The organism is Psychrobacter sp. GP33, from assembly GCF_014119005.1.
Classification (GTDB): Bacteria; Pseudomonadota; Gammaproteobacteria; order Pseudomonadales; family Moraxellaceae; genus Psychrobacter.
Map to the genome: position 1 here is coordinate 201,663 of NZ_JACGYX010000004.1, position 25,339 is coordinate 227,001.

The window sequence follows — 25,339 nt, forward strand, 5'->3', positions numbered from 1 at the left end:
GAGGCTTTTTCGTATCTACTATTTTTTATCAAAAATGCATTCTATCAATAAACTTTAACCCAATAAAAAACCTTACCACTTAGGTAAGGTTTTTTATTAATAAATGACGCTCATTTATTATCTTATTCAGCGTTATCTAATAATGTATTAAGCGCGTCTATCATCTCGTCATCAATGATACTGTCGTCGACATATTCGACTATCTCATTGATGGTAGTCACATCCATACTACGAATCCCTAAACCTGCTAACTGCTCATTAATGGATTGTAAACTTGCTGTCTCTTGCGCTTCATCTGTTTCAGTTTCATTTTTAGCTTCGGTTTCGTCAAACCTATCACTAACAAACCAATACAGTTTTTCTAAAATACTCTCTTTTTCTGGCAATACTGAATAGCTGTCGCCATGAATAAATAGGTTAAAATGGTACGGCAGCTCAACATCATTAATAAAGAAAATACGTCTACAGTCTAAACTATAAGCTTGTGCTTCACTGCCTTCTTCTTGCTCAACATCTTCTTTTAACAAGCCACCTAGAATTTCATATCCGCCTACTTTAATTTTATGATTATAAATGATACAAAAATCAGCAATAGCATCGAAGATAACAGCGCCAATATCCAAGGTATGGCCATCAATACCATAAAACGCTTTTAGCGCGGGTAAAAATTCTGTGATTTTATCCTCTGGCACTTCAGTGAGAAACTGCTGTTCATATATCTTAATCATGTCATCAGGGGTGTAGGTATTGGAAGTATTGGTCTCATTTCTGCCAGTTGGCTGTAAGGGCACGAAATTATAAGGGTTGCTAGATGTCATAATGGACGACCTTTTTGGTGGATATAGTGAGGCATTAACAGGTTCTCATCGGCCAAACGTTATAGTATTTAGAGATGATTACGAGATACCAAGCTTTATGCAGGCTATTATCGCTTATTACATCATTTTTAGATATATCGTTGCGCTTGTCAGCATTTATTTACGGCTATTGAATACCATTCACATGAGGCAATTTCAGGTAAAATACCACCTATGACTGCACTTATAAAACCGACTCCCCGCAAAATCATCCATATTGATATGGATGCATTTTATGCCAGCGTTGAACAGCGCGATTTCCCAGAATTGCGTGGTAAGCCGTTAGTGGTTGGCGGTGATCCGAGTGGGCGCGGTGTGGTCGCAGCTGCCAGTTACGAGGTGCGTCAGTTTGGTGTGCGCTCAGCGATGTCTTGTTATGAGGCGCGCAAACGCTGTCCTGACGTCATTTTTGTACTGCCACGTTTTGATGTGTATCGTGCAGTCAGTGCCCAAATTAGGGCAGTTATGCTCAGCTTAACAGCGCATGTAGAACCTTTGTCATTAGATGAAGCTTATTTGGATGTTACAGGACTACAAGTGCATCGTGGTTCAGCCACTTTAATGGCAAACTGGGTACGGGCGCAAATCTTTGAGCAAACAGGTCTTACAGCGTCGGCTGGGGTATCCTTCAATAAAATGCTGGCAAAAATTGCGTCTGATATCAATAAACCTAATGGCACAGCCGTCATTACGCCAGATGAAGCCGACGCCTTTATCAGTGCGCTACCGATCGAACGTTTTCACGGCATTGGCAAAGCCACGTCAGCACGCATGCATGCTCTTGGCATTTCCACTGGAGCAGACTTACGGGCAGTATCAGCGGCAATATTGGTCGATGAATTTGGCAAGCGTGGGCAATTTTATCATGATATTGCTCATGGTCGTGATGAGCGTCCAGTCAAAGCGGAACGTCAGCATAAATCGGTAGGTTCTGAGACTACCTTTCGAGAAAATTTAAATAATGATAAAGCGTTATTAAGCTACATTTATGAGCAGAATGCTGATGCTTTTACACAATTGACCCATAAACAGCTGACTGCCTATACCATTACCCTTAAAATTAGATACGCAGATTTTAGCCAAATAACACGTACACATACGTTATCGACTGCCTTTACTGAAAGTCAAGCCGCTCATTATTGGTTGGACAAATTATTTGCAGATATTCCACGCCTACTACCGATTAGATTGGTCGGCGTTACCTACTCCTCTTTGTGTCCTGCTAACCAATTGTTAACTCAGCTGGATTTGTTTAGCTCTTAAGTTATTTAGTAAAATATATATAAGCCTCTTAGTAATGTCGACTGTAAGATTCAATTTACTAACTTACATTAAAATTAAAGGACATCCACTTAGGCTATTCTAAAGAGCAACAGTACATTAAACTACTTTTTATTTAAATAAATACCAGTAATAAATTCAGAAATGGTGCTGACAACACACCATTTCTGTTACAATTATGACAAAATTATTTGCTATATAATGAGCTACGATGACTGATGCTTTAGATTTCGTTTCCCCTGAAAATACAGATGCACAAGAGGATAAGATTGGCTATTTAAGTGTCGCTGATTATGATTATGAACTGCCTGATAATCTTATTGCCCGTTATCCATTAGAACAGCGCTCAGCATCTAAACTATTATACGTGCCAGCCAGCATTGATGCAGAAAATCCTGATTCACCTGAAGACCATATATTTACAGCGCTGCCTGATCTCTTAAAGACCGGTGATTTGATTATCTTTAATGACACGAAGGTGATGAAAGCTCGCTTATTCGGTAAAAAAGACACAGGCGGTCGGGTCGAGGTATTGGTTGAACGTTTGATTGATGACAGTATTAATACTAATGATGAATTAGCAACTACTCAACACAATGTGGCACTTTGTCATGTCAAAGCCAGTAAAGCGCCGAAGCTGGGTCAGCGTTTATTATTAGCCGATGAACAAATGGGCTGCGTAATGATAGGACGGCAAGAGAATTTGTTTATTCTAGCTTTTGATGCGCCTATTTTACCCGACTTAGAATCTTATGGTGAGCTGCCGATTCCACCCTATTTTGAACGTCATGCTGATGAGACCGATAACGTGCGCTATCAGACAGTGTTTCATGACCCAGCCAAGCTTGCTAGTGTTGCTGCCCCCACCGCGAGTCTACATTTTGATGACGGTATTTTACAGCGTTTAGCTAATAAGGGCGTACAAACTGCTTTTGTGACCCTGCATGTAGGTGCAGGAACATTTGCACCGGTTAAAACTGAAAATCTACTCAACCACACCATGCACAGTGAATACGCACATTTGCCGCAAGCAACTGCTGATATGATTAATCAAACCCATACCAATGGCGGTAATGTGATCGCCGTAGGTACAACAGTCACCCGAGTGCTTGAAACCGCTTACCAAAAAACCGCTCAAAATGGTATGCCGCTGTCTGCTTGGTCGGGAGATACCGATATCTTTATTTATCCAGGATTCAAATTTGGTGTGATTGATCGGCTATTAACTAATTTTCACTTACCCAAATCAACCTTATTAATGTTGGTATCAGCATTTGCTGGCAAAGCGGCAATTGAACAAGCTTATCAACACGCTATCGCTAATCAATATCGTTTTTTCAGCTATGGTGATGCCATGCTTTTAGATAATATTGCGGGTTAATGTTGCTGGTCAAAACAGCGATTATTTATTAGCAGATTTCTGGTTTTTACTGATGAGATACTTTACGATCATTTATTGTTGTAGGAAACTATTCGAGATATCTAAGGATTAAATAGTATAAGATATTGCTTTCGGAAGTTTACTTGAACTTAAAAACTTTAACTGTATTTAAAAGTAGGAAGATTTAATTATCGCGCTACTTTAGATTCGATAATCTGTAAGCCAGTATTAAAAAAGGGTGATATATGTTTGGGCATCTAACTAGTCGTATCCCAACTTCACATCATACGATTGCGGTCGCGCTTTTACATTCAGTCAGCCTAATAGCCCTACCAATTTCCGGATATGCAGTAAGCTTTGGTCAGACGATTATTACTTCAGCTCAGCATGAACCGCTTAAGGCAAGTATATCAATAACGGATTTTAAACCGCACAACTTTTCTGTTGCTCTAGCCAACAGTGATGTTTACCAACAATTTGGACTGACGTACCCTACTTCGCTATCAGCGCGCTTTGTCCCCTCCTCAGCGACATCCGGTCACGTTATTATTCGTACCAGTCAGCCTGTGGCGGCACCATTTGCTGATTTGGTGTTGAGCATTAATGAGCAAGGACAACGTACGATGGTGCCAAAGACTTTGCTATTACCACTAAGCAGTAATGTTATGCTTAATTCTTTAAAAAGTGAATCAGGCAGTTATCCTATTTTGTCACAAGGCACTAGCCTTCAATCAATAAATTCCTCAAATATCCAGGTTCTAACTGTAACTCGCGGTGTGCCACCACCGTTATTCACAACACCTGATACTCAAAAGCCAATGCCGTTGCAAGTTCAAATATTGACGACTGAGGCAAGTCTCCCTTCTTTAACAAAGAGTACAGTGCCGCTCGATCAAGAGCTCAATGCTATTAATAATACTGACCGCAATAACAGCACTAATCGCCAAGTTTCCAATACCGATAATATTCAAGCATCAGAAAATCTACCTTCAGACCCAATGAAAGATAAGCCGCTTGGTACTCTCAACATACAAGTAAAACGGTATATCCAAGTTGCTAATAAAAAAGCGATTGATAAAAATACGAGCCAGCCCAAAATCTTAGTAGATGCGACAAACGAGTCAAGTAAACCGTATGAGCTTGAAGCTCGTCTTATAAAACCATACCATCAATAAAATAAAAACTCACTGCTCAGCATAATATGTTGTGAACAGTATCGATAGGCGCGAGAATATTTATGGACAACATGCTATACATCATTGCAGGCTTAATAATCATTCTACTGATAGGCGTCTGGATACTGCGGAAAAATAAAGCGCAACGACCGCTTAATCAGTCTATTAGACAAGACAGCTCAGCACCTTCATTAGCACCAATCCATCATATAGCAGCAGCTAACGCCACTACGAGCACGGCAACTATGTTTGATGACATTACAGTTGCTCAGCGCTTTATCGATCAGCAACGATATGACAAGGCGATTGAAACCTTAGAGCGAGGGCTAAGCCAGAAACCGAATGATAGTGCACTGTCTCTTAAGCTACTTAATGTCTATGCGCTAAGCAACAATAACGAGGCATTTTATAACACGTATGCTGCTATTACTGCTCATGGGGATATGGCCACCATTGAACAAGCAAGCCAGCTAAAAGAGTTGTTGGATGAAGATCAAGGTACACAAGCTTCAACAGCTTTTACTCAAAATCATAAAGCTGATATAGATTTAGATAGTGTAAGTAAGGCTGCTGATTCTAGTATAGCAACGCTCGTTCCAGCTCATCCTAACCGTACTCCTGATGCCAATAATATATCATTAGACTTTGACTTTCCTACATCTACTGCTAATAAGGAGTCAGCTGCCACTCCTGTCGTTGATAACAATATTAAGCATCAAGATAATACCCTCAATAATACCTTCGACCTCACATTAGATGACCTAGAATCTACTGATGAGACTACAGTATTTGAGCAAGATTCTTTATTAGATACAGAAAATTTAGATATAGAAAATAATGCGGTTACTTTAGATTTTTCAGCGATTCAATCGCCTGATGCTGTCGCTAATACAGAAAATAATGCAATAGATAACTTGATATTAGACTTTGACACCATTAAAAATGGTAACCAAATACAACCTGTTATTGACAGTTCTTTTAATAGTCATTCTGACACCCATAGTGAATCTGACTTTGCGCTTGATTTTGAGAGTTTATTAAATGATGTCGTAGACACAAAATCTATAACAGAGCAAGTGGACACTTTTATTGATGATTTTATTCTTAATTCTGATGAGTCGTTAGCCCCAGATATAGGAAACAAAACATCTATAGATGCTTCAGTGCCAAGCATAGAGAATACTCAGGTAAAAAGCGTTGATAATGACTTCTCATTATTTTTTGATGAAGTAGCTGATGAAGAAACTGGTTTTGATGCTATGGGCAATGATGCCACTAGCACCGACAGCGTTACTAGCACTGATATTAATCAGCATGGCGTACAGAACACAACTCCACCTAACATAAACATAGCTCATGAAAACACGCTGACATTTGGTGATGATAGCGATATTGAAGCACTCGACTTTAATATTGATTCAAATGAGCAAGCTCCCATTCTATCACTTGAGACAGTATCAACCGATTCTATCAGCAGTCCTGTACCTCTTAGTGAAGACAAAGACGTTGATCTATCAACCAACTTTGATGCGCAATTTGCGGCAGATTTTGCATTTGTGGATACCTTAGACAGCCATCAAATCACTCTGGATCTAGCAGATCAATATCTACAACTTGGTGAATACGACAGTGCCAAACGTCTGCTCAATGAAGTAGTTGCCCAAGGCAATTCGGAACAACAACAGCAAGCTCAATTGCTTCTAGCTCGTACTGCTTAAGCGTTTATATTACAATAATTTATTGGACAATAATTAATTCTACAGAGTTAGGAGTCATTACAAGCATTCTATTACAATAGAATGCTTGTTTCAATTTTTGCTATTATCATTTATATTATTCTCGTCTTCCTTATTGGTCTTACGGTATTCTCATGCACGCGCACTCAGCTCCAACACCCTTTATCTCTTCAACTATTCAACTAATTTACGCTGGTGGTACTTTTGGCAGTTATGGTAAACCGCTTGCACCCCTATCTGCGGCAGAATTTTTACCAGCTATGCAAACGCTATTAGCTGATCGAGATAACCCAAATAATCAGCTGACAATCTCTTGGCTGGATAATACGTTGATTAAAGACAGTAGCCAATTTAATGCGCGCGACCTTGTGCATTTTTATGCGCTTTTATTAGATGCTTATGCAACAGGTCATCGTCAGTTTGTTTTAATTACTGGAACCGATACTTTAAGTTATTTGGGCGCTTTTTTAGCAGAAGCGTTTGCTGGTAGTGACTTGTGTCTTGTGGTTACGGGCAGTATGCGTCCGCTACTTAATAGCGAGATTATTGACGTTTACTGTGTCGATGCCAGCAGCGATGCATGGGACAATTTTAATGATGCGCGACGCTTAGCAGCAGCTGGCGAACCCGGTGTAAAAATAAGCTTTGGCGGAGAATCGTGGGCGGCGCAAACGGTACAAAAAATTCATAGCCATGACTTCATGGCATTTACAGGGCACTCGCGAGCAGCATATCCTGCGAACAGCTATGTCAAAAATTTACCAGATACCCGTAAGCAGCATTGGTTGGATGATCAGCGCGCCATTGTCGATAGCATTCAAACTCGTGCCGAGCAAGCGACGATTCATGCACTATATTGCCTACCAAACGATCCAGAAGTGCTGTGCCGTCAACTACAAGCTTTACTCAATCATCCCCCATGCGGAATTATTTTATTAGGCTTTGGTGCAGGTAACATTCCTTATTCACCAACACTAGCAGAAGCATTACAGCAAGCGCATGACTGTGGACATATGGTAGTATGCGCAAGCCAATGCCCCTTTGGCGGCGTGAGTGACAGCTATGCGGCAGGAAGCTGGCAGTATGAATATCAAGTGATTGCAGGAGGTCGTCTGACCATCGCAGCTATCTATGCCCGCTTATTGTGGCTACTATTACGTTATGATAGTCCTGCTCGTAGAAGGCAGCGCTGGACGCATACGGTTAATCAAACCTCAACGACAGTGCGTAAAAATCGTTAGCAAATTGCTTAAGATTCCAACCCCATACTTAATTATCGCTGTGAACTATTATGCCTGACCCTATTTTATCTGACGAACAAACGATATCAGCTCTACCCACTTATACTCTAGCCATTGGCATTGAGTTTTTAGGGACTCATTATCATGGTTGGCAACGACAGAAAGAAGTGTTGGGCGTTCAGGAAGCGTTAGAGACAGCCATTAGTAAAGTCGCTAATGAGCCAGTTGAGGTTATTGCCGCAGGACGTACCGATTCTAGCGTTCATGCCAGCAATATGATTGCGCATTTTGTCACTCACGCCTATCGCCCCACGCACAATTGGTTGCGTGGGGTTAATAGTCTATTGCCTGATGACATCTCCGTGCGCTGGATCCAACCGATGCCAACAGACTTCCATGCACGCTTTGGTGCCATTGCCCGTCGTTATCGCTATATTACTTTAAATCAGATTCAGCGCCCAGCGATTTTAAATCATCAAGTAACACATATCCATGAACCGTTAGATTTAGCCGCCATGCAAAAAGCCGCTGCTGATATTATAGGTACGCATGATTTTAGCAGCTACCGCGCAGCAGCTTGTCAATCTAATCAGCCCGTACGCAATGTGAGTCATGCTAAATTATTCGAGCATGGTGCTTTTATTGTTTTTGATATTCAAGCCGATGGCTTCTTGCATCATATGGTTCGCAATCTAATGGGGACGTTATACGCCATTGGCAGGCATGATTTGCAGCCTGCTGACTTTCTTAATATTCTAGCAAAAAAAGACCGTACCATAGCCCCGCCTACTGCTTCCGGAGATGGTCTATACTTTATCAATGCGTACTATCCTGAGCATTATCAGAAGTTATTGCCTGTGCTGCCACTAACGCCTCTTTGGCTCAATCTGCCTAACTAGACTAACATACATAACACTTACACGCTGTCAAGTAAAAATCATATATTTTGTTGCTTTAGCGCGCCAACTTACGTATAATATGGTCTTATTTTTCACTGATTGATATATAATTATGGCCAAAAAAGACGACATTATTGAATTTGAAGGCGAAGTCATTGACACCCTTCCAAATACTTTGTTTAAAGTTCGTTTAGAAAACGGACACGAAATCATTGCGCACATCTCAGGTAAGATGCGTAAACACTATATCCGTATTTTAACCGGTGATAAGGTTAAGGTTGAAATGACCCCTTATGACCTATCTAAAGGTCGTATTACTTATCGCGGTAAAACCTAATTTACTTTATATATCATCTACTTTGTATATTATAGAGTGAGCCTGACGATACTCCGCGTTTTTGATAACGATTTAACATAAAAGTAATGAGTCAAAGCGGTCAGACTATTATGAGCGTTAATCATACATGTCTCTGATTCTGCCACTCTATTGCTCTATATAAAATTGTGATACATAAAAAATACCGCTTATGATTAGCGGTATTTTTGTTTTTAGATTTTGGTCATTTTAACTAAAAACTATATTAAAAGTACGTTGACTTAAGTTTGGCAATCAATTTTTGACTACCTTATTAAGTACTTAGATAAATTCAACTGTCGCTTCATCGTTAATCGTACTTAACAATGTCAATGCATCCCAATTGGTTAAGCGAACGCAGCCTGCAGAAGCTTGACGACTGATGCGCGATGGATCTGGTGAACCATGAATACCGTACGAGGGTTCACTCAGCCCAATCCACACTGAGCCAACTGGATTATTCGGACCAGGTGGTAAAATATATCTGCTGCCTTCGGGACTGGTGTAGGTATAGTTTGGTTCATGAACTTTTACCTTTATTGTATGCTTACCAGTCGGTGATGGCGTGGCCGTACTTCCTACTGTTGTAGGATAACTTGCAATCAGCTTATTGTTATCATCATAAGCATATAACGTTTGGGTAGTCTTGTCTGCTACCACTCGGCTGACCGGAACAGTATTGGCTCGGCTCGAGTTGTATACGGTAATGGACTCGCCACTTTCAAAGGTTGCCTTAGGATTTAAAAAACGTAAATAACTTTCATCCATCCGGAACTTCTCTGCCAGTCCTTCAACAACGGATTCATAATACATACCCTCAAGCTTAGACTTCTCGACGGCAGTGCTAGGAATCGTGGCAGTTTTGATATGCACATCATCGTCTGTTAAAGTGTAATTCACCAATACTGGCTGACTGCTGAGTGTGCTATTTTTATTTAATGCATTCCAGGTTGCCTCATCTAGAGATTGAGTCACTTGTAATCCTTGCGCTGTTTGAAACGCTTGCATTGCTTTACGGGTATTTTTACCCCAATATCCATCAACCGCGCCGATACCATGTTGATGCCAATTTAATAATGCTTGCAATTTAGTTCCAATCACGCGATCTATGGGTTCGTCCTTTTTCCAACTGGATGTATTGACCTGCTGAGCTACTGCTTGCAAATTTGCGGTATGATAAGGAATTATAGGTAAAAACTTATTAAGCAATCGCGCTGATTTACGACTGTTCATCGATTGCTGCTCTGGATTAGAGGCTATTCTAGTGGCTGGGCTTACATTCTCATTAATTTCTACATTTGTTACTGGGCTGGCGGCATCTGCCATTCTGATAGCATCCTGAGTATTTTTATCATTACTAATACTTGACGATGCAACACTTGATGATATATCTTTATTTTTAATCATCTCCGCTGGCGTTACTGCTGATGTAATTATTGGCTGAGTGTATGTCGCTACTATATCACTAGCCAGCATATCAACAGGCGTCTCTGCCATGCTTTGGTTAATAAATAAGGTGGTCGATAAACTCACTAGCCATATGGCAGTACTCATCTTATTTAATAAAGGCACAAGTTACTCCTAAAATGATTTTTATTATTTTTTAACTTTTTATTTTAGAGATGATGCCATATACACCAGAAAGGCTGTAATGGATTTATGTTAATAAGCACTGACTCATACGGTCACTGCGTAACTTTCCACATTTAAGGCAGCTTGTCTTTATAATAGCCTTACTCACATAGGCTAAATTTATTAGTAAACATAAAAAACCCATAAACTGCTCAGCAATTTATGGGTTTTAATATAATAAACGCAACGCTAAAAAAGCAGGCTTATGTGAAAAAGAAAGCCTATTGCAATTTAGCCAATACGGCTTCGCCCATTTGCTGACAGCCAACTTGAATAAGACCAGATTCATTTTTATCTAGAATATCAAGGGTACGCAGACCATCATCAAGAACATCGCTAACTGCTTGTTCAATCGCTTGTGCGGACTCTTCATGTTTAAAGGTATAGCGCAGCATCATGGCCACCGATAAAATCGTCGCTAATGGATTGGCTTTATCCTGCCCTGCAATATCAGGTGCTGAACCATGGCAAGGCTCATACATGCCTTTGCCTTGCTCATCAAGACTGGCTGATGGCAACATACCTATAGAGCCGGTTAACATTGCTGCTTCATCAGACAAAATATCGCCAAACAGATTACCCGTCACCATGACATCGAATTGCTTAGGATCACGAATGAGCTGCATACAAGCATTGTCGGCATACATATGCGACAAGCTTACATCCGTATAGTCCGCTTCTTGCATAGCAGTAATGGTCTGTTTCCACAGCTCCGTCACTTCTAAAACGTTGGCTTTATCTACTGAACATACTTTAGCAGGGTTACCTGACGCTTTTGCACGGGTTTGCGCCAGATCAAACGCCACTTTACCAATACGCTGAATCTCGCTGGTGCTATACACCATGGTATTGTAGCCTTGCTGTTCACCATTTTCTAAAGTGCGAATACCACGTGGCTCGCCAAAATAAATACCACCGGTCAGCTCACGTACGATAAGTAAATCGAGACCTTTGATAATTTCAGGCTTAATACTAGAGGCATTTACCAGCTGTGGATACAGCTTGGCGACGCGTAAATTGGCAAATAATCCAAGCTCGCTACGAATTTTAAGCAAACCACGTTCAGGACGTTTGCTACGCTCGATACCATCCCATTTAGGACCGCCCACTGCACCTAATAATACGGCGTCTGCTGCGCGTGCACGTGCTAACGTTTCTGCGGGTAGTGGCTCGCCCGTTGCATCAAATGCCACGCCGCCGATCAGTCCCGACTCCAGCGTCAGGTCTAACGCAAATTTTTCATTGACGGCTTGTAGCACATTAATTGCTTGGGTCATAATCTCAGGACCAATGCCGTCGCCTGCTAAGGTTAATATCGTTGCCATACTCATCCTTGTGGGTAAATGATATAAAAAATATTCTACTTAAAACATAAAGGTATTTTACGATTTATTTACTTTTAAACTCTAGTTTTTATTTAGTTACTGCTTTAGTAGCTATTTTCGTTTCTACAAATTCGCCTTGATGCTTAGTATCTGACTGCTTACAAAAACGTCTCACGACCTTATTACCTTGCAACAAGTCAACGCATAATGGCTCAGGTGAGGCAGTGTCTAATAGGCTGCCTGTTTCTTGTAACGACTTTTGGCGATAGGCGCGCAGCTGATATGTGCCCGGCTGCATAAAGTCATGAATCATCGCAAAACGTTCAACATAATCAAGATTATTTTCAGGATAAAAACTAATGTGTACTTCACGCTTAGCGGGCTTGACGCGCGCGTAATAATTGGTCAAACCTTTCATATTAGAGCCAATTAATGGCACTATTTTTACTGATTTTTGGTTTAATAGTGGTGTCATTGGCGTTTGCGATGAAAGTTGTTTCGTCGCAAGTTCTTCCTGATTCAACTTCGCAACTACTGATGCATTAACTGGTTTATGTGAATTAGGAGCAATCAGCAGCGTTTGACCAATTTGGGTGATTTCGCAATGATAGGTGCCAGCACACACGATATTCACCTCACCCGCAACAGGATAAACTTTACCTACCAACGCATCCGGACTTTCTGCCTTTTCTATTTGCTGATAGCCGGTCAGTGATTGACAGCCAGACATTAAGCTGACAGCAACAACGGTACTTGCAAATAGAGCATAACGTTTTTTATTCATAATGGCGGCTACTATAGATAAGTGATGAAAGATAAGTGATAAAGGTGAGAAGGCATTTGAAAGCAATTATAGCCTATATATTGCTGTTCAATATAGCCAGTTCGACGTTATAACTCAACGCTATAGGCTACCTTGTCACCTTTTATTCGCACTTATTTCAACGATTATAGTGGCAGGTCACCCTCACTTATCGCATTTACTGTAATCGCTAAGCATGAACTTCATTAAATATCCATGGAGTTTGCTGTTGCATCTTTTGCTCATACATTTTTATCGCCTCTGCGTGCTGTAGCGTTAAGTCGATATCGTCAAGACCGTTTAGCAAACATTGCTTGCGAAAGGCATCAACTTCAAACGGATACTCTTTACCGGTTGGCGTAATGACTACTTGGCGCTCAAGATCAGCAGTCAGCTCATAGCCTTCAGTTGCTAATGTTGCTTTCATTAATTCATCGACAATTGCTTCATCAAGCACGATAGGCAGCATGCCATTTTTGAAACAATTATTATAAAAAATATCGGCAAAACTTGGTGCAATAACAGTACGGAAGCCATATTCTGATAATGCCCATGGCGCATGCTCACGACTAGAGCCACAACCAAAGTTCTTACGCGCAAGCAAAATGTTAGCGCCTCGATAACGTGGTTTATTTAAGACAAAATCTGGATTGATGATACGTTTGCTGTTGTCTTGACCAGGATAGCCATCATCAAGATAACGCCAGTCATCAAACAAGTTGACCCCAAAGCCCGTACGTTTGATAGATTTTAAAAACTGCTTGGCAATAATTTGGTCAGTATCGACATTTGAGCGATCAAGTGGGCAGACGATACCGGTTTGGATACGATAGGCTTGCATAAATAATTCCTATAAATAAGAGGTCTTCTAAAAGGTTAAACGGCTAGTACAGATTGCTAGTACGTGCGCACGTCGACGAAATGTCCAGCCAACGCTGCTGCGGCTGCCATTGCTGGACTCACCAAATGCGTGCGTCCGCCATTCCCTTGACGACCTTCAAAGTTGCGATTAGACGTTGAGGCACAATGTTCCTGTGGTTCAAGTTTATCGGCATTCATTGCTAAACACATCGAACAACCTGGCTCACGCCATTCAAACCCTGCATCCGTAAATAAGACATCTAAGCCTTCGGCTTCGGCTTGCAATTTCACTTGCCCTGATCCTGCAACCACAATAGCTTCTTTGATATTATCCGCAACTTTACGACCTTTAATCACTGCTGCGGCATCGCGTAAATCTTCAATACGCGAATTGGTACATGAGCCAATAAATATTCTATCTAACTGAATATCAGTAATTTTTTGACCAGCTTCCAAGCCCATATAAGTATAAGCGCGCAACCACCCTTCTTCTTGCGCCTCATCCGCTGCTTGATCTAGCGTTGGTACTGACTGGGTGATATCAACAACCATTTCAGGCGATGTACCCCAAGATACTTGTGGCGCTATTTGACTGCCGTCAATCTCAATGATGCTATCAAATACAGCATCAGCGTCTGAATATAAGGTACACCAGTAAGCTTCTGCTTGATCCCATTGCTCAGCGGTTGGTGCATATGGACGACCTTTCACGTAATCAATAGTGGTGTCATCCACTGCGACCATTCCCACGCGCGCGCCCGCTTCAATTGCCATATTACAGACGGTCATGCGCCCTTCCATGGTCATTTCTTCAAACACCTGTCCTGCAAATTCAATTGCATGACCGGTGCCACCAGCCGTGCCAATCTGGGCAATAATAGCAAGTACCACATCTTTTGAGGTCACGCCAGTGCCAAGCTTACCGTTGACACGGATTTGCATGTTTTTCATTTTTTTGGCAATCAAGCACTGGGTTGCAAGCACGTGCTCAACCTCAGACGTACCGATACCATGAGCCAAACACCCAAGTGCGCCGTGCGTTGCGGTATGTGAATCACCACATACTACGGTCATACCCGGCAATACCAAGCCTTGCTCAGGACCAACAACATGCAAAATACCTTGACGCGCATCATTAATGGTAAATTCAGCAATATTAAACTTCGCACAGTTATCATCCAACGTGACCACCTGTAAACGCGACACTTCATCTTTAATACCTGCCACGCCTTCTAACCGCTCTTTCGTCACGGTCGGCACATTATGGTCGGGGCTGGCAATATTAGCCGACAATCGCCACGGTGCTCTATTGGCAAGCTCTAAGCCTTCAAACGCTTGCGGGCTTGTTACCTCATGTAGTAAATGACGGTCAATATAAATAAGGCTCGAGCCATCATCTCGTTTGCTGACTTCGTGAGCATTCCAAAGTTTGTCGTATAAAGTTTGACCGGCCATGTTGCTATCCTTTATTGGTTGCTAATTGCTTAAAACATCATTACAGATTATCACCTGATAAACCTACTTTTTAAGCGTTGGCGCCTGCTGTTTTTCTATATTTGGTTGTCTATATCTGGTTATCTACATAATAAGGCTTAATTGGGCATTTATCTTTTACTTGCTAGATACGGCGCAACGTTAGCGTAAAATAAATACCTTTATTAAATGGATATTAAAATATCATAAAGTGAACACAATAAATATCTTAAAAACTGCCTTCTATAGCTTGTGATTATAACAGGCTAATTCTATAATAATAATTGATGATTTTTATCTATTCGCAAACTTTTATTTCTAATACTTTATTAATAATATAGCCAACTTTTAATTATAGCTAGATTAACAGCTAAGGACACCGGATTGAACACCACTAATTTGACAACGTTTGTGACCGTTATGCAAGTAGGCAGCATCTCAGGTGCAGCAGAAAAACTGTTTATTACCCAACCGGCGGTAAGTAAGCGTATTAAAAATCTAGAAGATGAGTTTAAAATCACGTTATTTGATACCGTCGGACGCGGTATTGTGCCAACACAAGCAGCTAATGAGATGCTGCCACACGCTAAACGCTGGCTGGATGATTACGAAAATTTTAAGATCAATTTGCAGCATTCCCAAAAGATCATTTCTGGTAAATTAGTCATAGGTACCAGTCATCATATTGGGCTACATCATTTAGCACCGGTACTCAAGCATTTTATTCAAAGTTATCCTGCCGTACAGCTAGAAGTGCATTTTGTTGACTCAGAAGAAGCACACAAAGCGGTACTTGATGGAGATTTGTCTCTTGCCTTTTTAACTTTGCCGCCTGTCTACGACAAGCGCTTGACCTATCAGACCTTATGGTCAGATCCACTTTACTTCATGACGGGCACCTTATCACCATTGGCACAAAAGACCAATGTGACTTTGGAGCAATTGGCGCGTTACCCTGCTATTTTGCCGTCTGCTAATACCTTTACCAGTCAAATTACCTTAGCCGAATTTGCTAAACACAATCTAAAACCTTATGCCACAATGAGCACCAATCCATTAGAATCTATTCGTATGTTAGTGTCTGTTGGGTTGGGCTGGTCAGTACTACCGCAAACAATGATTAGCCAAGATTTAGAACGTATTGATATGGCAGATAATATTGAGCTGCAGCGTTATTTGGGCGTGGTTATTAATCCAAAACTTACGCCTTCTAATAGCGTGACGGCATTGCTAGATATGCTTACCCCTATTGATTAGCCTATAATTATTAATAAATAAGCGTCGATAGTCAGTGGCTATTAATATATAGACGTTACCATATAAAGTATTTATTCTAGTGTGATGTAAGCGATTTATCTACATCTGAGCCTTTCTATATTCGCTATTTTCATAATTTTTCAAGTCCTTATTCGCAATTAAAACATCTATACGTTATAATTCAATCATAGTTGCTTTATAACGTACTGTTACTACAACCGCACTGAAGATTACACTTTGCATGTTTTCAGTAAGGTAGTATGGCGTAATGGTTGTTTAGGGCTTACCAATGCCTTAATAGTTAGTTAAGCACTATCAATCTTATAAAACTTACTGCAAATAATTGAAAAAAGCCATTACGTCTTACTTAATGGCTTTTTTTGTCTTTAGATATTGTCTTTTACAGATAGTATCTTCTAACACTTTTTAAGCGCTATCATTTTTACGAATATGGTTTTGCCGTTAAATATTATTACCACCAACACGGTTGGTTAAGGACAGTTTATATGAACGGAGTTTCTAGTGGTGTGCTGATATCCCTTGGCGCCTATTTTTTAGTTATGATTGGAATTGGAATTTATGCTTATTTTAAGCAATCCAATGATTCAGAAGGCTATATGCTTGGTGGTCGTAGTCTTGGTCCTGCCGTAACAGCCTTATCAGCAGGCGCATCAGACATGTCAGGCTGGTTATTGCTTGGTCTGCCCGGTTACATGTATGCAGATGGCGTGGTCAGCGCTTGGATTGCGATTGGCTTAACGACGGGTGCATTTTTAAACTACATTATCGTCGCGCCAAGATTGCGGGTATACACCGAAATTGCGGACAATGCCATTACCCTGCCAGATTATTTTGCCAATCGCTTTGAAGATAAGTCGCATATGCTGCGCGTTATCTCAGCCGTGGTTATCATTTTATTCTTTACCGTCTATACCGCAGCCAGCTTAGTTGGTGGTGGTAAGTTGTTTGAGAGTTCGCTTAACTTATCCTATAGTACTGGACTTTGGGTAACTGCCGGTGTTGTAGTGGCTTATACTTTATTCGGTGGGTTTTTAGCAGTATCGATGACCGATTTTGTTCAAGGGGTCATCATGCTCTTTGCCATGGTTATTGTACCAGTAGTGGCGTTTACCGACTTAGGCGGTGTATCAGCTACGACAGCAGCCGTTCGGAATATTGATCCGAATTTACTCAACATTACCAGTGGTATGACGATTATTGGTATTATTTCGTTATTGGCATGGGGCTTAGGCTATTTTGGACAGCCACATATTATTGTTCGTTTTATGGCGATTCGCTCGGTAAAAGATATTCCAACTGCGCGTAACATTGGTATGAGCTGGATGATTGTGAGTTTGCTTGGTTCTTTAGCTACGGGTTTTGCTGGTCGCGCTTATGTGCAAAAAACAGCAATGACATTAGAGGATCCTGAAACTATTTTCTTAGTATTTACTCAGTTTTTGTTTACACCATTGGTTTCAGGATTCTTATTAGCCGCTATTTTGGCTGCTATTATGAGTACTATCTCTTCACAATTACTGGTTGTGTCAAGTTCATTGACAAAGGACGTTTATAAGCTATTTTTGGATAGAGAAGCGCCAGAGTCTCGCCAAGTATTGGTAGGTCGTATTTCGGTTGTATTGGTCGCTATCATATCGATTATGTTGGCATCTAATCCTGAAAGTTCGGTCTTAAGCCTCGTGTCACATGCATGGGCTGGTTTTGGTGCGGCGTTTGCACCATTAGTAATCTTTAGCTTAACGTGGCGTCGTATGAACCGTAACGGCGCGGTTGCTGGCATGGTAGTTGGTGCCTTAACCGTAATTTTATGGGTATATGGTGGTTTTGAGCACAATGGTATGCCGCTTAATGATTGGTTATACGCCATTGTTCCAGGCTTCGTGCTTAGTACCATTGCTATCTTTGCTGTGAGCATCATGACTGGCGACCCTAAACCTTCAGTGTTAGCGAAATTTAAAGAGATGGAGCTGCATTTAAATAAGTAATTGATAACAGATAAAGGTGTTTTAATTATTAAAAAAGCCCTGTTACTTGATAGTAGCGGGGCTTTTTTGTAGCGTTAATCTTATAGATATTAATAGTTAAATATTTAAGCTTAAAATTCTTATTAAAAAAGCGACCCATTATGGATCGCTTTTTTTACTTCAATACTTCTTTAACTTTAATATAGAAAGTAGACTATTTTGCTTGGTAAGATACTTTTACACCCAATACATAGCCATCGTTATCTTGGAAGTCACCAACGATTTTCTGAGTTGGCAGCTGACCTTTGGCATCACCGAACCAAAGATATTTACCACCAGCAGATACTGCCCAATTTTCAGTTAAATTATACTTAGCCCCTAAACCTGCACTGTAATAACCCTCGATCGGACCTAAAGAAGTAGTTGGATCACCTGCACCACTGTCCCAACCGACCGTACCACTTAACGCCAATGCTGGTGAGAGACGCTTCGCCAAACCAAGCTCTACCTGCCACTGATCTTCATCATAGCCGACTAATGCTAGTCCGTCAGGACCATACGAGCCTTTACTAACGTCATTGTATAGTGGCGGTACGATGGCAAAATCGCTCCACGGAACCCAGCGCACTTTAGCAGTCGCTAACACGGTAGGATTAAGACCTGTTTGGAAGTCAAAGTTCACAGATTTAGGGGTAGTCACTTCAAAAACACTGTTTCTATTTGCAGCAGCAGCAGCGGCAGCTATTTCTGCTTGTGAAGCTCCTGCTGGAAGACGACCAACAGCACCAATACCTACAATAGGATAGGTCTCAGAAATCTTTGCATTATGGTCAATTTCAGATCGGTAAGTTAGCGCAGCTTTTAAAGCGATTTCAGGCTTACTATAGGATACGCCAGCCAGCCAGCCATAATCTTGATCTGGGCTAACATGCGCAGTATAACCACTAGCAGGACCATAAGCCAAACCACGTAACTTTACATCTGCTTGTAGACGCTGAGCGACTGGACCACCGTACACTTGAAAAGCTTTATTAGGCCCAAATTTTGCGCCTAGAATAGCTGTGATGTTTTCAGTACGCACTTCAACATTAGTGCCTTCACCTACCGTACCGGCTTCAGCACGTGCAATTCCTACAGCTGTAGATAGATTTGTAGCACCAGCTGCAGCTGCAGCTCTCTCTTGTGGAGTTAGCGTTGTATCACCGGCAATCCCCGTTAATCTAGTAATCTCGCCCTCAACGGTTGCACCATTAAACTGACCACCAGTTAGCTTCGTAATAGAACCATTAGGGTCACCTTTCGCCACAAAGTTATTATCACCCCTATAATCAGCGGCGGCACCAAAAGGCTCGTCATATAAGATACCGACACTAAAAGTGTCATTGATATCTGCCTTTACGCCATAACGGAAAAAGTCATAAGACTCAGCGATATCGCCAATTTTATTACCCTGAACATAGCCATTGCTATTAGGAACATTATTAGCACTGTCATAACCGCTCACATCAGCATCAATATAAGTATAGACAGCCTCAGCATATACACCGTCTTGCAGGAATGCAGTGATGTCTTGACCTGAGCGATCGAGACCAGCAGCATGACTCATGCCAGCAACTGATAGCGCAGCAGCAGCTAATACAAGGGGTTTTAAATTAAAAGTTGGGTGCATATATTTCTCCAAATATCCTTATTATGTACCGCTTTATCCTTTACAGATGCCTATTAAAGAACATTTGCTCACTAAAAAAACGGTTTCCTATCTAGAATAGTAATGTCTTTCTGACAGTAAGACAACAATTAAAGCGCTTTATTTCCATAATATGACCGTACAGTACAAATTATATATCGTATTATTTCTATAAAATATTGTTTATAGAATAAGAAATATTTTATAGAAAAAAGGCGACCCATTATGGATCGCCTTTTTATAATTATTAAATATCTCACTTTAAAATATATTAATTACTTTATTTAATAGCCGCTTGTTGTAGTTTTTTATAAAATCGCTACATTATTTGGCTTGGTAAGACAGTTTCATACCTAAGATATAACCGTTATTGTCTTCAAAGTTACTGACGATATTTTTAGTCGGAATTTGTCCTTTAGCATCGCCGAACCATAGATATTTACCACCTGCAGATACTGCCCAATTCTCAGTAAGATTATATTTCGCGCCAAGACCAGCGCTGTAATACCCTTCAATCGGACCCAGAGAGCTCACTGGATTACCAGCACCGCTATCCCAACCGATATTACCGCTAATTGCTAAAGCGGGAGTAAAACGCTTGGCAAGACCCAATTCTACCAGCCATTGATCTTCATCATAGCTCACTAATGCACGACCATCAGGACCATTAGTTGGATCAAGTTTAGTCACTTTGTTATACAAGGACGGCACAATGGCAAAATCGCTCCACGGAACCCAGCGCACTTTAGCCGTTGCTAACATAGTAGGCGTGATACCAGTCTGAAAGTCAAAGTTCACAGACTGAGGCGTCGTGATGTCAATGGTATTACCTTGTGCTTCATAACCCGGTCTTGCTGCCACTGCAGGGAAACTTTCAAACGTTTTCGAGCTGTGATCAATTTCCGAACGATAAGTCAGTGCCGCCTGTAACGCAATTTCAGGCTTACTATACGATGCTCCAGCCAGCCAACCGTAGTCTTGACTAGGGCTAATATGAGCCGTATAGCCATTTGCCGCACCATAAGCCGTTCCACGCAATTTCACATCGGCTTGCACACGCTGGGCAACTGGCCCACCATACACTTGGAAGTTTTTCTGTTGACCAAATTTTGCCCCGATAATACTGGTAATATTTTCACTGCGGACTTCAACATTTGCACCCTCGCCATTTCGTGGTGAAAGCGGATTTTGGTCTACAAATTTATTGTCGCCACTATAGTCAGCTGCTGCACCAAAAGGTTCGTCATATAAAACACCAACACTAAAAGTATCGTTGATATCGGCTTTTACGCCATAACGAAAGAAGTCATAAGACTCAGCGATATCATTAACTTTATTACCTTGTTGATAAGCATTTTTATCAATTGCAGTACTGGCATTATTATCATAACCACTGACATCTGCATCAATATAGGTATACACCGCTTCTGCATACAAGCCATCTTGCAAAAATGCTGTGATATCTTGACCTGAGCGATCAAGACCGGCAGCAGAAGACATACTGGTTATAGAAAAAGCAGCGACAGCCACCGCTAGGGTTTTGGCATGAAAGGTAGGGCGCATGGTATATCTCCGAACATCTTTATTATTGTGCTGCTACGTTGCTATTAAACAATAGGCAGTGGACCGCGCTGCATCATAAAGATTATTCAGTTTCAAAACAACATAAAGAATACATAATTCGCTATTTATGACTTATTAGTCACAGATTGGTAACTTTATAAATCCTAATTATATTTACCCCCATAAAGTAGATGTCTTTATCACTTCGTGTAAATAAAAATTTTGATAAAAGTCAAAGCGAGCAGCATAAGCCTAATAATGGGGTGGACGATCAGCATTCACATCAAACGGCGCAATGCCCTCATCAGCACTTTGACTTTCGACTTGTTTATAAATCAGCTGAAGCTGGCGCTGTAAGGTACGAATATGCTTGTCTTGCTGAGTAATGACATCATCAAGGCGTTCAACGGTTAGCTCCAGATGCGCCATGCTCATTTGGAGCTCAATCATCTGTTGTTGTAGCTCATGCTCTACTACTTTACTTTCTGAGTTGGCGTTGGTATGAATACTGGCACTAACCTTGGCACTGTCATTTTGTGGTTGCGGCGATTGTTGCGGTTGCATCATGGGTATCTCGCTATGGTTAATCTATTATCGGTGAATAATGTCGTTTTATAGCTCATGCTGCGATATCTCTAAATATCAATAATGAGCATATCGAATGGTAATATATATAGTATGAATATTCCGATTAGAAAATCATAGCGATAAAAAATATCAGCCATCGTTAAAGTCAGGTAACAGCATGTTATACTGATGACCCTCTAGTAACATCCTTTATCTGATAATCATTTTATCCCCTCTTCTTCCCTATATATAAGCTTAAGATACCCTATGGCACTGATACATTTAAAAGATATTCATCTCGCTTTTGGCGTCGCGCCTGTTCTTGATGGCGTTGATTTTAGCATTGACGCTGGCGAGCGTGTGTGTTTGATTGGCCGCAATGGCGAAGGCAAATCGACTTTATTTAAACTGATTAATGGCACATTGTCACCTGACAGTGGCGAAGTTATCATTAATAATAGCGTGCGCGTGGCGATGCTTGAACAGGATGTGCCCGAGACTAGCGGTAAAATCTTAGATATCGTCATGGGTGGTAGCAAACGTACGGCAGAGCTACTAATCAATTATAATGCCCAAACTGATTTATGTGCGAATGGTGACATGGATGCCTGCGAGCGTATGGCAGATTTGCAGCATGATATTGATGCCGTGCATGGTTGGGATTTGGAACGCGAAGCGACACGCCTGATTACTACCATGGGTCTAGATCCGGAAGACGATTTATCCTCTCTATCTGGCGGTCGTAAGCGCCGTGTATTATTAGCACGCTCGTTAGTGACCAAACCTGATGTATTGCTCCTTGATGAACCGACCAACCATTTGGACGTCGACAGCATTGAGTGGCTAGAACGCTTTTTATTAGAATGGCAAGGTTTGACGTTATTGTTCGTGACCCATGATAGAGCGTTCGTTAATAAACTATCGACTCGCATTATTGAGCTGGACCGTGGTCAATTGACCAGCTATGACGTGACGCAAGGTGAAGGTGGGTATGCACGCTACCAAGAGCTAAAAGAGCTGCAACTATTAGCAGAAGAAAAAAACAATGCCAACTTTGATAAAAAATTAGCACAAGAAGAAGTTTGGATTCGCCAAGGTATTAAAGCCCGCCGTACCCGTAATGAAGGTCGTGTCCGTGATCTAAAAGCATTGCGTGAAGAACGTGGTGAACGCCGTGAGCAAGTTGGTAATGTTAATATTACCATGGGTCAAGGCGAGAAAAGCGGCAAGCTGGTCTGTAAAGTCAAAAATCTACATCTACAGTATGATGACCATGTATTAGTCGATAACTTTAGTACCACCATCATGCGTGGCGACAAAATTGGTATCGTTGGTCCTAATGGTGCGGGGAAAACCACGCTTATTAAAGCCCTACTCGATATGTCAGACGATGACGTCATCAAAACGGGCAGCGTTGAGCTCGGTACGAACTTAAAAATCGCCTTCTTTGATCAATTACGCGATCAATTAGACCTCGAAGCCACCGTGGCACAAAACGTCTCAGAAGGCTCAGACTTCGTTGAAGTTGGTGGTCGTAAGACGCATATTATGAGCTATCTGCAAGACTTCTTATTTGCTCCAGAGCGTGCACGTACGCCTGTAAAAGCGTTATCAGGCGGCGAACGTAATCGCGTGCTACTTGCCAAACAATTATTAAAACCTGCCAACATCCTCGTGCTCGATGAGCCAACCAACGACTTGGATATGGCAACCCTAGAGCTATTAGAAGAGTCTGTTGCAAGCTTTGGCGGTACGATTCTATTAATTAGTCATGATCGCTCATTTATGGATAATGTCGTTACATCGACGTGGGTATTTGATACTGATGAAGATGGTAAAGGAACTGTTAGCGAATATGTTGGCGGCTATCAAGAATATTTGGTACAAAAAAACCGCAGCGATGCGGCAAATGCAGCCAAGACTAATAATAGCAATGCTCAAAACAAAACTACCAAACCTGCCTTTACTGCCCCAAAAGTATCGACAGCAGCCAAAAAACTAAATTTCAATGACCAGCGCGAACTTGATAACTTGCCAAAAGAAATTGCAGCATTAGAAGCAGAACAAGCTGAATTACAAGAAAAGCTTGCCGACGGTTCATGGTTTATTAAAGACTTCGATGCCGCAACGGTAGCCAGTGAGCGCCTGTCCGTTATTGAAGATGAAATGATGCATAAGCTTGAGCGTTGGGATGCACTTGACGGCTAAGTTTTACTATTTATAACTATATATCAATTAAAGCTATAGAGAGTGTTTTCATAAGCATCATTGGAAATATCGCGATGATGCCTATCGCTTTTACTGCCCTCAATACGAGAAGGGAGTGAAAGTTAGTGAACATTAGGCTTATTTCAAGTATCATTCCGTATTGTTTAATACCTTAACAATTTTAAGGTAATGATTACATTACTCTCAGTCATTTAAACTTAGCAGCTACGTATATCTATCAAGGCGGCTACGGTCATTTTTATCTGGTTTAACTACCCGGAATGTCCGAGTGAGAGTGTTTTATTTTTAACACTATAATTTATTTTATGACCAAAATAGCTTAGAATAGCAACAATTAGCAAAATTAGGCACAGCTAACGTGGCTTGACAGTGACATTGTAAATTTTCTAAGCCACAAACCCAGTGTGGGATAATCCCATTTCATTCACCTGGAGGAAGTATTAATGAGCCATGCCGAAGGCGTTAATGTACAACGCCGTAGAGTTCTTATTGCCTCGACTGCTGCGATTGGAGCAGCTGGGGTAGCTGCCGTGGCAACACCTTTTGTCCGTTCATGGTATCCAAGTGCCAAAGCGGAAGCTGCTGGTGCTGCCGTGACCCAAGATATTGGTTCAATCGAAGACGGTCAAATGATCGTTGTGAAGTACCGTGGTAAACCTATCTACGTGGTTAAGCGTACCAAAGAGATGTTAAGCAAGCTTGAATCAGTAAAGCCATTATTATCTGACCCTGATTCCGATGCATCTTTGCAACCTGAGTATTGTAAAAACCCTGAACGCTCTTTAGAACCAACGGTGTTGGTTGTAGAAGGTGTGTGTACGCACTTAGGCTGTGCACCCAACTACCGTCCTGATGTAGGCGCGGCAGACTTAGGTGGTAATGACTGGTATGGTGGGTTCTTCTGTCCTTGCCACGGATCCAAGTATGACTTAGCGGGTCGCGTCTATAGTGGCGTTCCAGCACCGCTTAACTTACCCATCCCAGATTATAGTATGGATGGCACCATCTTGACGGTTGGGGAGGCTTAATATGA

General features: G+C 41.3%; 20 protein-coding genes. 11 read left to right on the forward strand and 9 right to left on the reverse strand.

What is annotated here, in order from left to right; translation table 11 throughout:
- Positions 1 to 122: 122 nt before the first annotated feature.
- Positions 123 to 818, reverse strand: a complete 696-nt coding sequence (locus H2245_RS07275; RefSeq protein WP_182406725.1) for a hypothetical protein — start codon at positions 816 to 818, stop codon at positions 123 to 125.
- 213 nt (positions 819 to 1,031) lie between these two features.
- Between H2245_RS07275 and dinB the strand changes: the two genes are divergently transcribed.
- From dinB to infA, 7 genes are all read left to right on the forward strand, one after another.
- A complete protein-coding gene (dinB, locus tag H2245_RS07280; RefSeq protein ID WP_182406726.1) occupies positions 1,032 to 2,120 on the forward strand; it encodes a DNA polymerase IV in 1,089 nt (362 codons plus the stop codon).
- Between the two features lie 229 nt (positions 2,121 to 2,349).
- On the forward strand, positions 2,350 to 3,519 hold the full coding sequence (gene queA, locus H2245_RS07285; RefSeq protein ID WP_182406727.1) for a tRNA preQ1(34) S-adenosylmethionine ribosyltransferase-isomerase QueA: 1,170 nt from the start codon (positions 2,350 to 2,352) through the stop codon (positions 3,517 to 3,519).
- A gap of 245 nt (positions 3,520 to 3,764) precedes the next feature.
- Entirely contained in the window at positions 3,765 to 4,694 is a 930-nt protein-coding gene (locus H2245_RS07290) for a FimV family protein (protein ID WP_182406728.1), read from the forward strand.
- Between the two features lie 62 nt (positions 4,695 to 4,756).
- On the forward strand, positions 4,757 to 6,412 hold the full coding sequence (locus H2245_RS07295; protein WP_182406729.1) for a FimV/HubP family polar landmark protein: 1,656 nt from the start codon (positions 4,757 to 4,759) through the stop codon (positions 6,410 to 6,412).
- 152 nt (positions 6,413 to 6,564) lie between these two features.
- Entirely contained in the window at positions 6,565 to 7,671 is a 1,107-nt protein-coding gene (locus H2245_RS07300) for an asparaginase (protein ID WP_182406730.1), read from the forward strand.
- 50 nt (positions 7,672 to 7,721) lie between these two features.
- The gene (gene truA, locus H2245_RS07305; RefSeq protein WP_182406731.1) at positions 7,722 to 8,570 is read left to right on the forward strand and encodes a tRNA pseudouridine(38-40) synthase TruA; all 849 of its coding nucleotides are present in this window, start codon (positions 7,722 to 7,724) and stop codon (positions 8,568 to 8,570) included.
- A gap of 112 nt (positions 8,571 to 8,682) precedes the next feature.
- On the forward strand, positions 8,683 to 8,907 hold the full coding sequence (gene infA / locus H2245_RS07310; protein ID WP_007395612.1) for a translation initiation factor IF-1: 225 nt from the start codon (positions 8,683 to 8,685) through the stop codon (positions 8,905 to 8,907).
- A 300-nt stretch (positions 8,908 to 9,207) separates the two neighbouring features.
- On the opposite strand, the gene H2245_RS07315 is transcribed toward infA, so the two are convergent.
- From H2245_RS07315 to leuC, 5 genes are all read right to left on the reverse strand, one after another.
- Complete coding sequence (locus H2245_RS07315; protein ID WP_310734123.1) at positions 9,208 to 10,497, reverse strand: L,D-transpeptidase family protein; 1,290 nt, start codon at positions 10,495 to 10,497, stop codon at positions 9,208 to 9,210.
- Between the two features lie 281 nt (positions 10,498 to 10,778).
- Positions 10,779 to 11,882, reverse strand: coding sequence for a 3-isopropylmalate dehydrogenase (leuB, locus tag H2245_RS07320; protein WP_182406732.1), 1,104 nt, complete (start codon positions 11,880 to 11,882; stop codon positions 10,779 to 10,781).
- An 88-nt stretch (positions 11,883 to 11,970) separates the two neighbouring features.
- Positions 11,971 to 12,666 carry a hypothetical protein gene (locus H2245_RS07325; protein WP_182406733.1) on the reverse strand — a complete coding sequence of 232 codons (696 nt, stop codon included), beginning with the start codon at positions 12,664 to 12,666 and terminating at the stop codon, positions 11,971 to 11,973.
- 208 nt (positions 12,667 to 12,874) lie between these two features.
- Positions 12,875 to 13,525, reverse strand: a complete 651-nt coding sequence (gene leuD / locus H2245_RS07330; protein WP_182406734.1) for a 3-isopropylmalate dehydratase small subunit — start codon at positions 13,523 to 13,525, stop codon at positions 12,875 to 12,877.
- Positions 13,526 to 13,581: 56 nt separating this feature from the next.
- Complete coding sequence (leuC, locus tag H2245_RS07335; RefSeq protein WP_182406735.1) at positions 13,582 to 15,000, reverse strand: 3-isopropylmalate dehydratase large subunit; 1,419 nt, start codon at positions 14,998 to 15,000, stop codon at positions 13,582 to 13,584.
- Between the two features lie 402 nt (positions 15,001 to 15,402).
- Between leuC and H2245_RS07340 the strand changes: the two genes are divergently transcribed.
- Positions 15,403 to 16,275 (forward strand): LysR family transcriptional regulator, encoded by an 873-nt coding sequence (locus H2245_RS07340; protein ID WP_182406736.1) that lies wholly within the window; start codon positions 15,403 to 15,405, stop codon positions 16,273 to 16,275.
- Positions 16,276 to 16,781: 506 nt separating this feature from the next.
- On the forward strand, positions 16,782 to 18,281 hold the full coding sequence (gene putP / locus H2245_RS07345; protein WP_182406737.1) for a sodium/proline symporter PutP: 1,500 nt from the start codon (positions 16,782 to 16,784) through the stop codon (positions 18,279 to 18,281).
- Positions 18,282 to 18,474: 193 nt separating this feature from the next.
- On the opposite strand, the gene H2245_RS07350 is transcribed toward putP, so the two are convergent.
- The 3 genes from H2245_RS07350 to H2245_RS07360 form a co-directional block, all read right to left on the reverse strand.
- Complete coding sequence (locus H2245_RS07350; protein WP_182406738.1) at positions 18,475 to 19,929, reverse strand: outer membrane protein transport protein; 1,455 nt, start codon at positions 19,927 to 19,929, stop codon at positions 18,475 to 18,477.
- A 342-nt stretch (positions 19,930 to 20,271) separates the two neighbouring features.
- The gene (locus H2245_RS07355; protein ID WP_182406739.1) at positions 20,272 to 21,510 is read right to left on the reverse strand and encodes an OmpP1/FadL family transporter; all 1,239 of its coding nucleotides are present in this window, start codon (positions 21,508 to 21,510) and stop codon (positions 20,272 to 20,274) included.
- A gap of 252 nt (positions 21,511 to 21,762) precedes the next feature.
- Positions 21,763 to 22,077 (reverse strand): SlyX family protein, encoded by a 315-nt coding sequence (locus H2245_RS07360; RefSeq protein WP_259365132.1) that lies wholly within the window; start codon positions 22,075 to 22,077, stop codon positions 21,763 to 21,765.
- A 267-nt stretch (positions 22,078 to 22,344) separates the two neighbouring features.
- Between H2245_RS07360 and H2245_RS07365 the strand changes: the two genes are divergently transcribed.
- Both H2245_RS07365 and petA read left to right on the forward strand, forming a co-directional pair.
- Positions 22,345 to 24,285 (forward strand): ATP-binding cassette domain-containing protein, encoded by a 1,941-nt coding sequence (locus tag H2245_RS07365; protein WP_182406740.1) that lies wholly within the window; start codon positions 22,345 to 22,347, stop codon positions 24,283 to 24,285.
- Between the two features lie 464 nt (positions 24,286 to 24,749).
- Positions 24,750 to 25,334: a ubiquinol-cytochrome c reductase iron-sulfur subunit gene (gene petA / locus H2245_RS07370; RefSeq protein WP_182406741.1), complete on the forward strand. Its 585-nt coding sequence runs from the start codon at positions 24,750 to 24,752 to the stop codon at positions 25,332 to 25,334.
- The last annotated feature ends 5 nt before the right edge of the window (positions 25,335 to 25,339 follow it).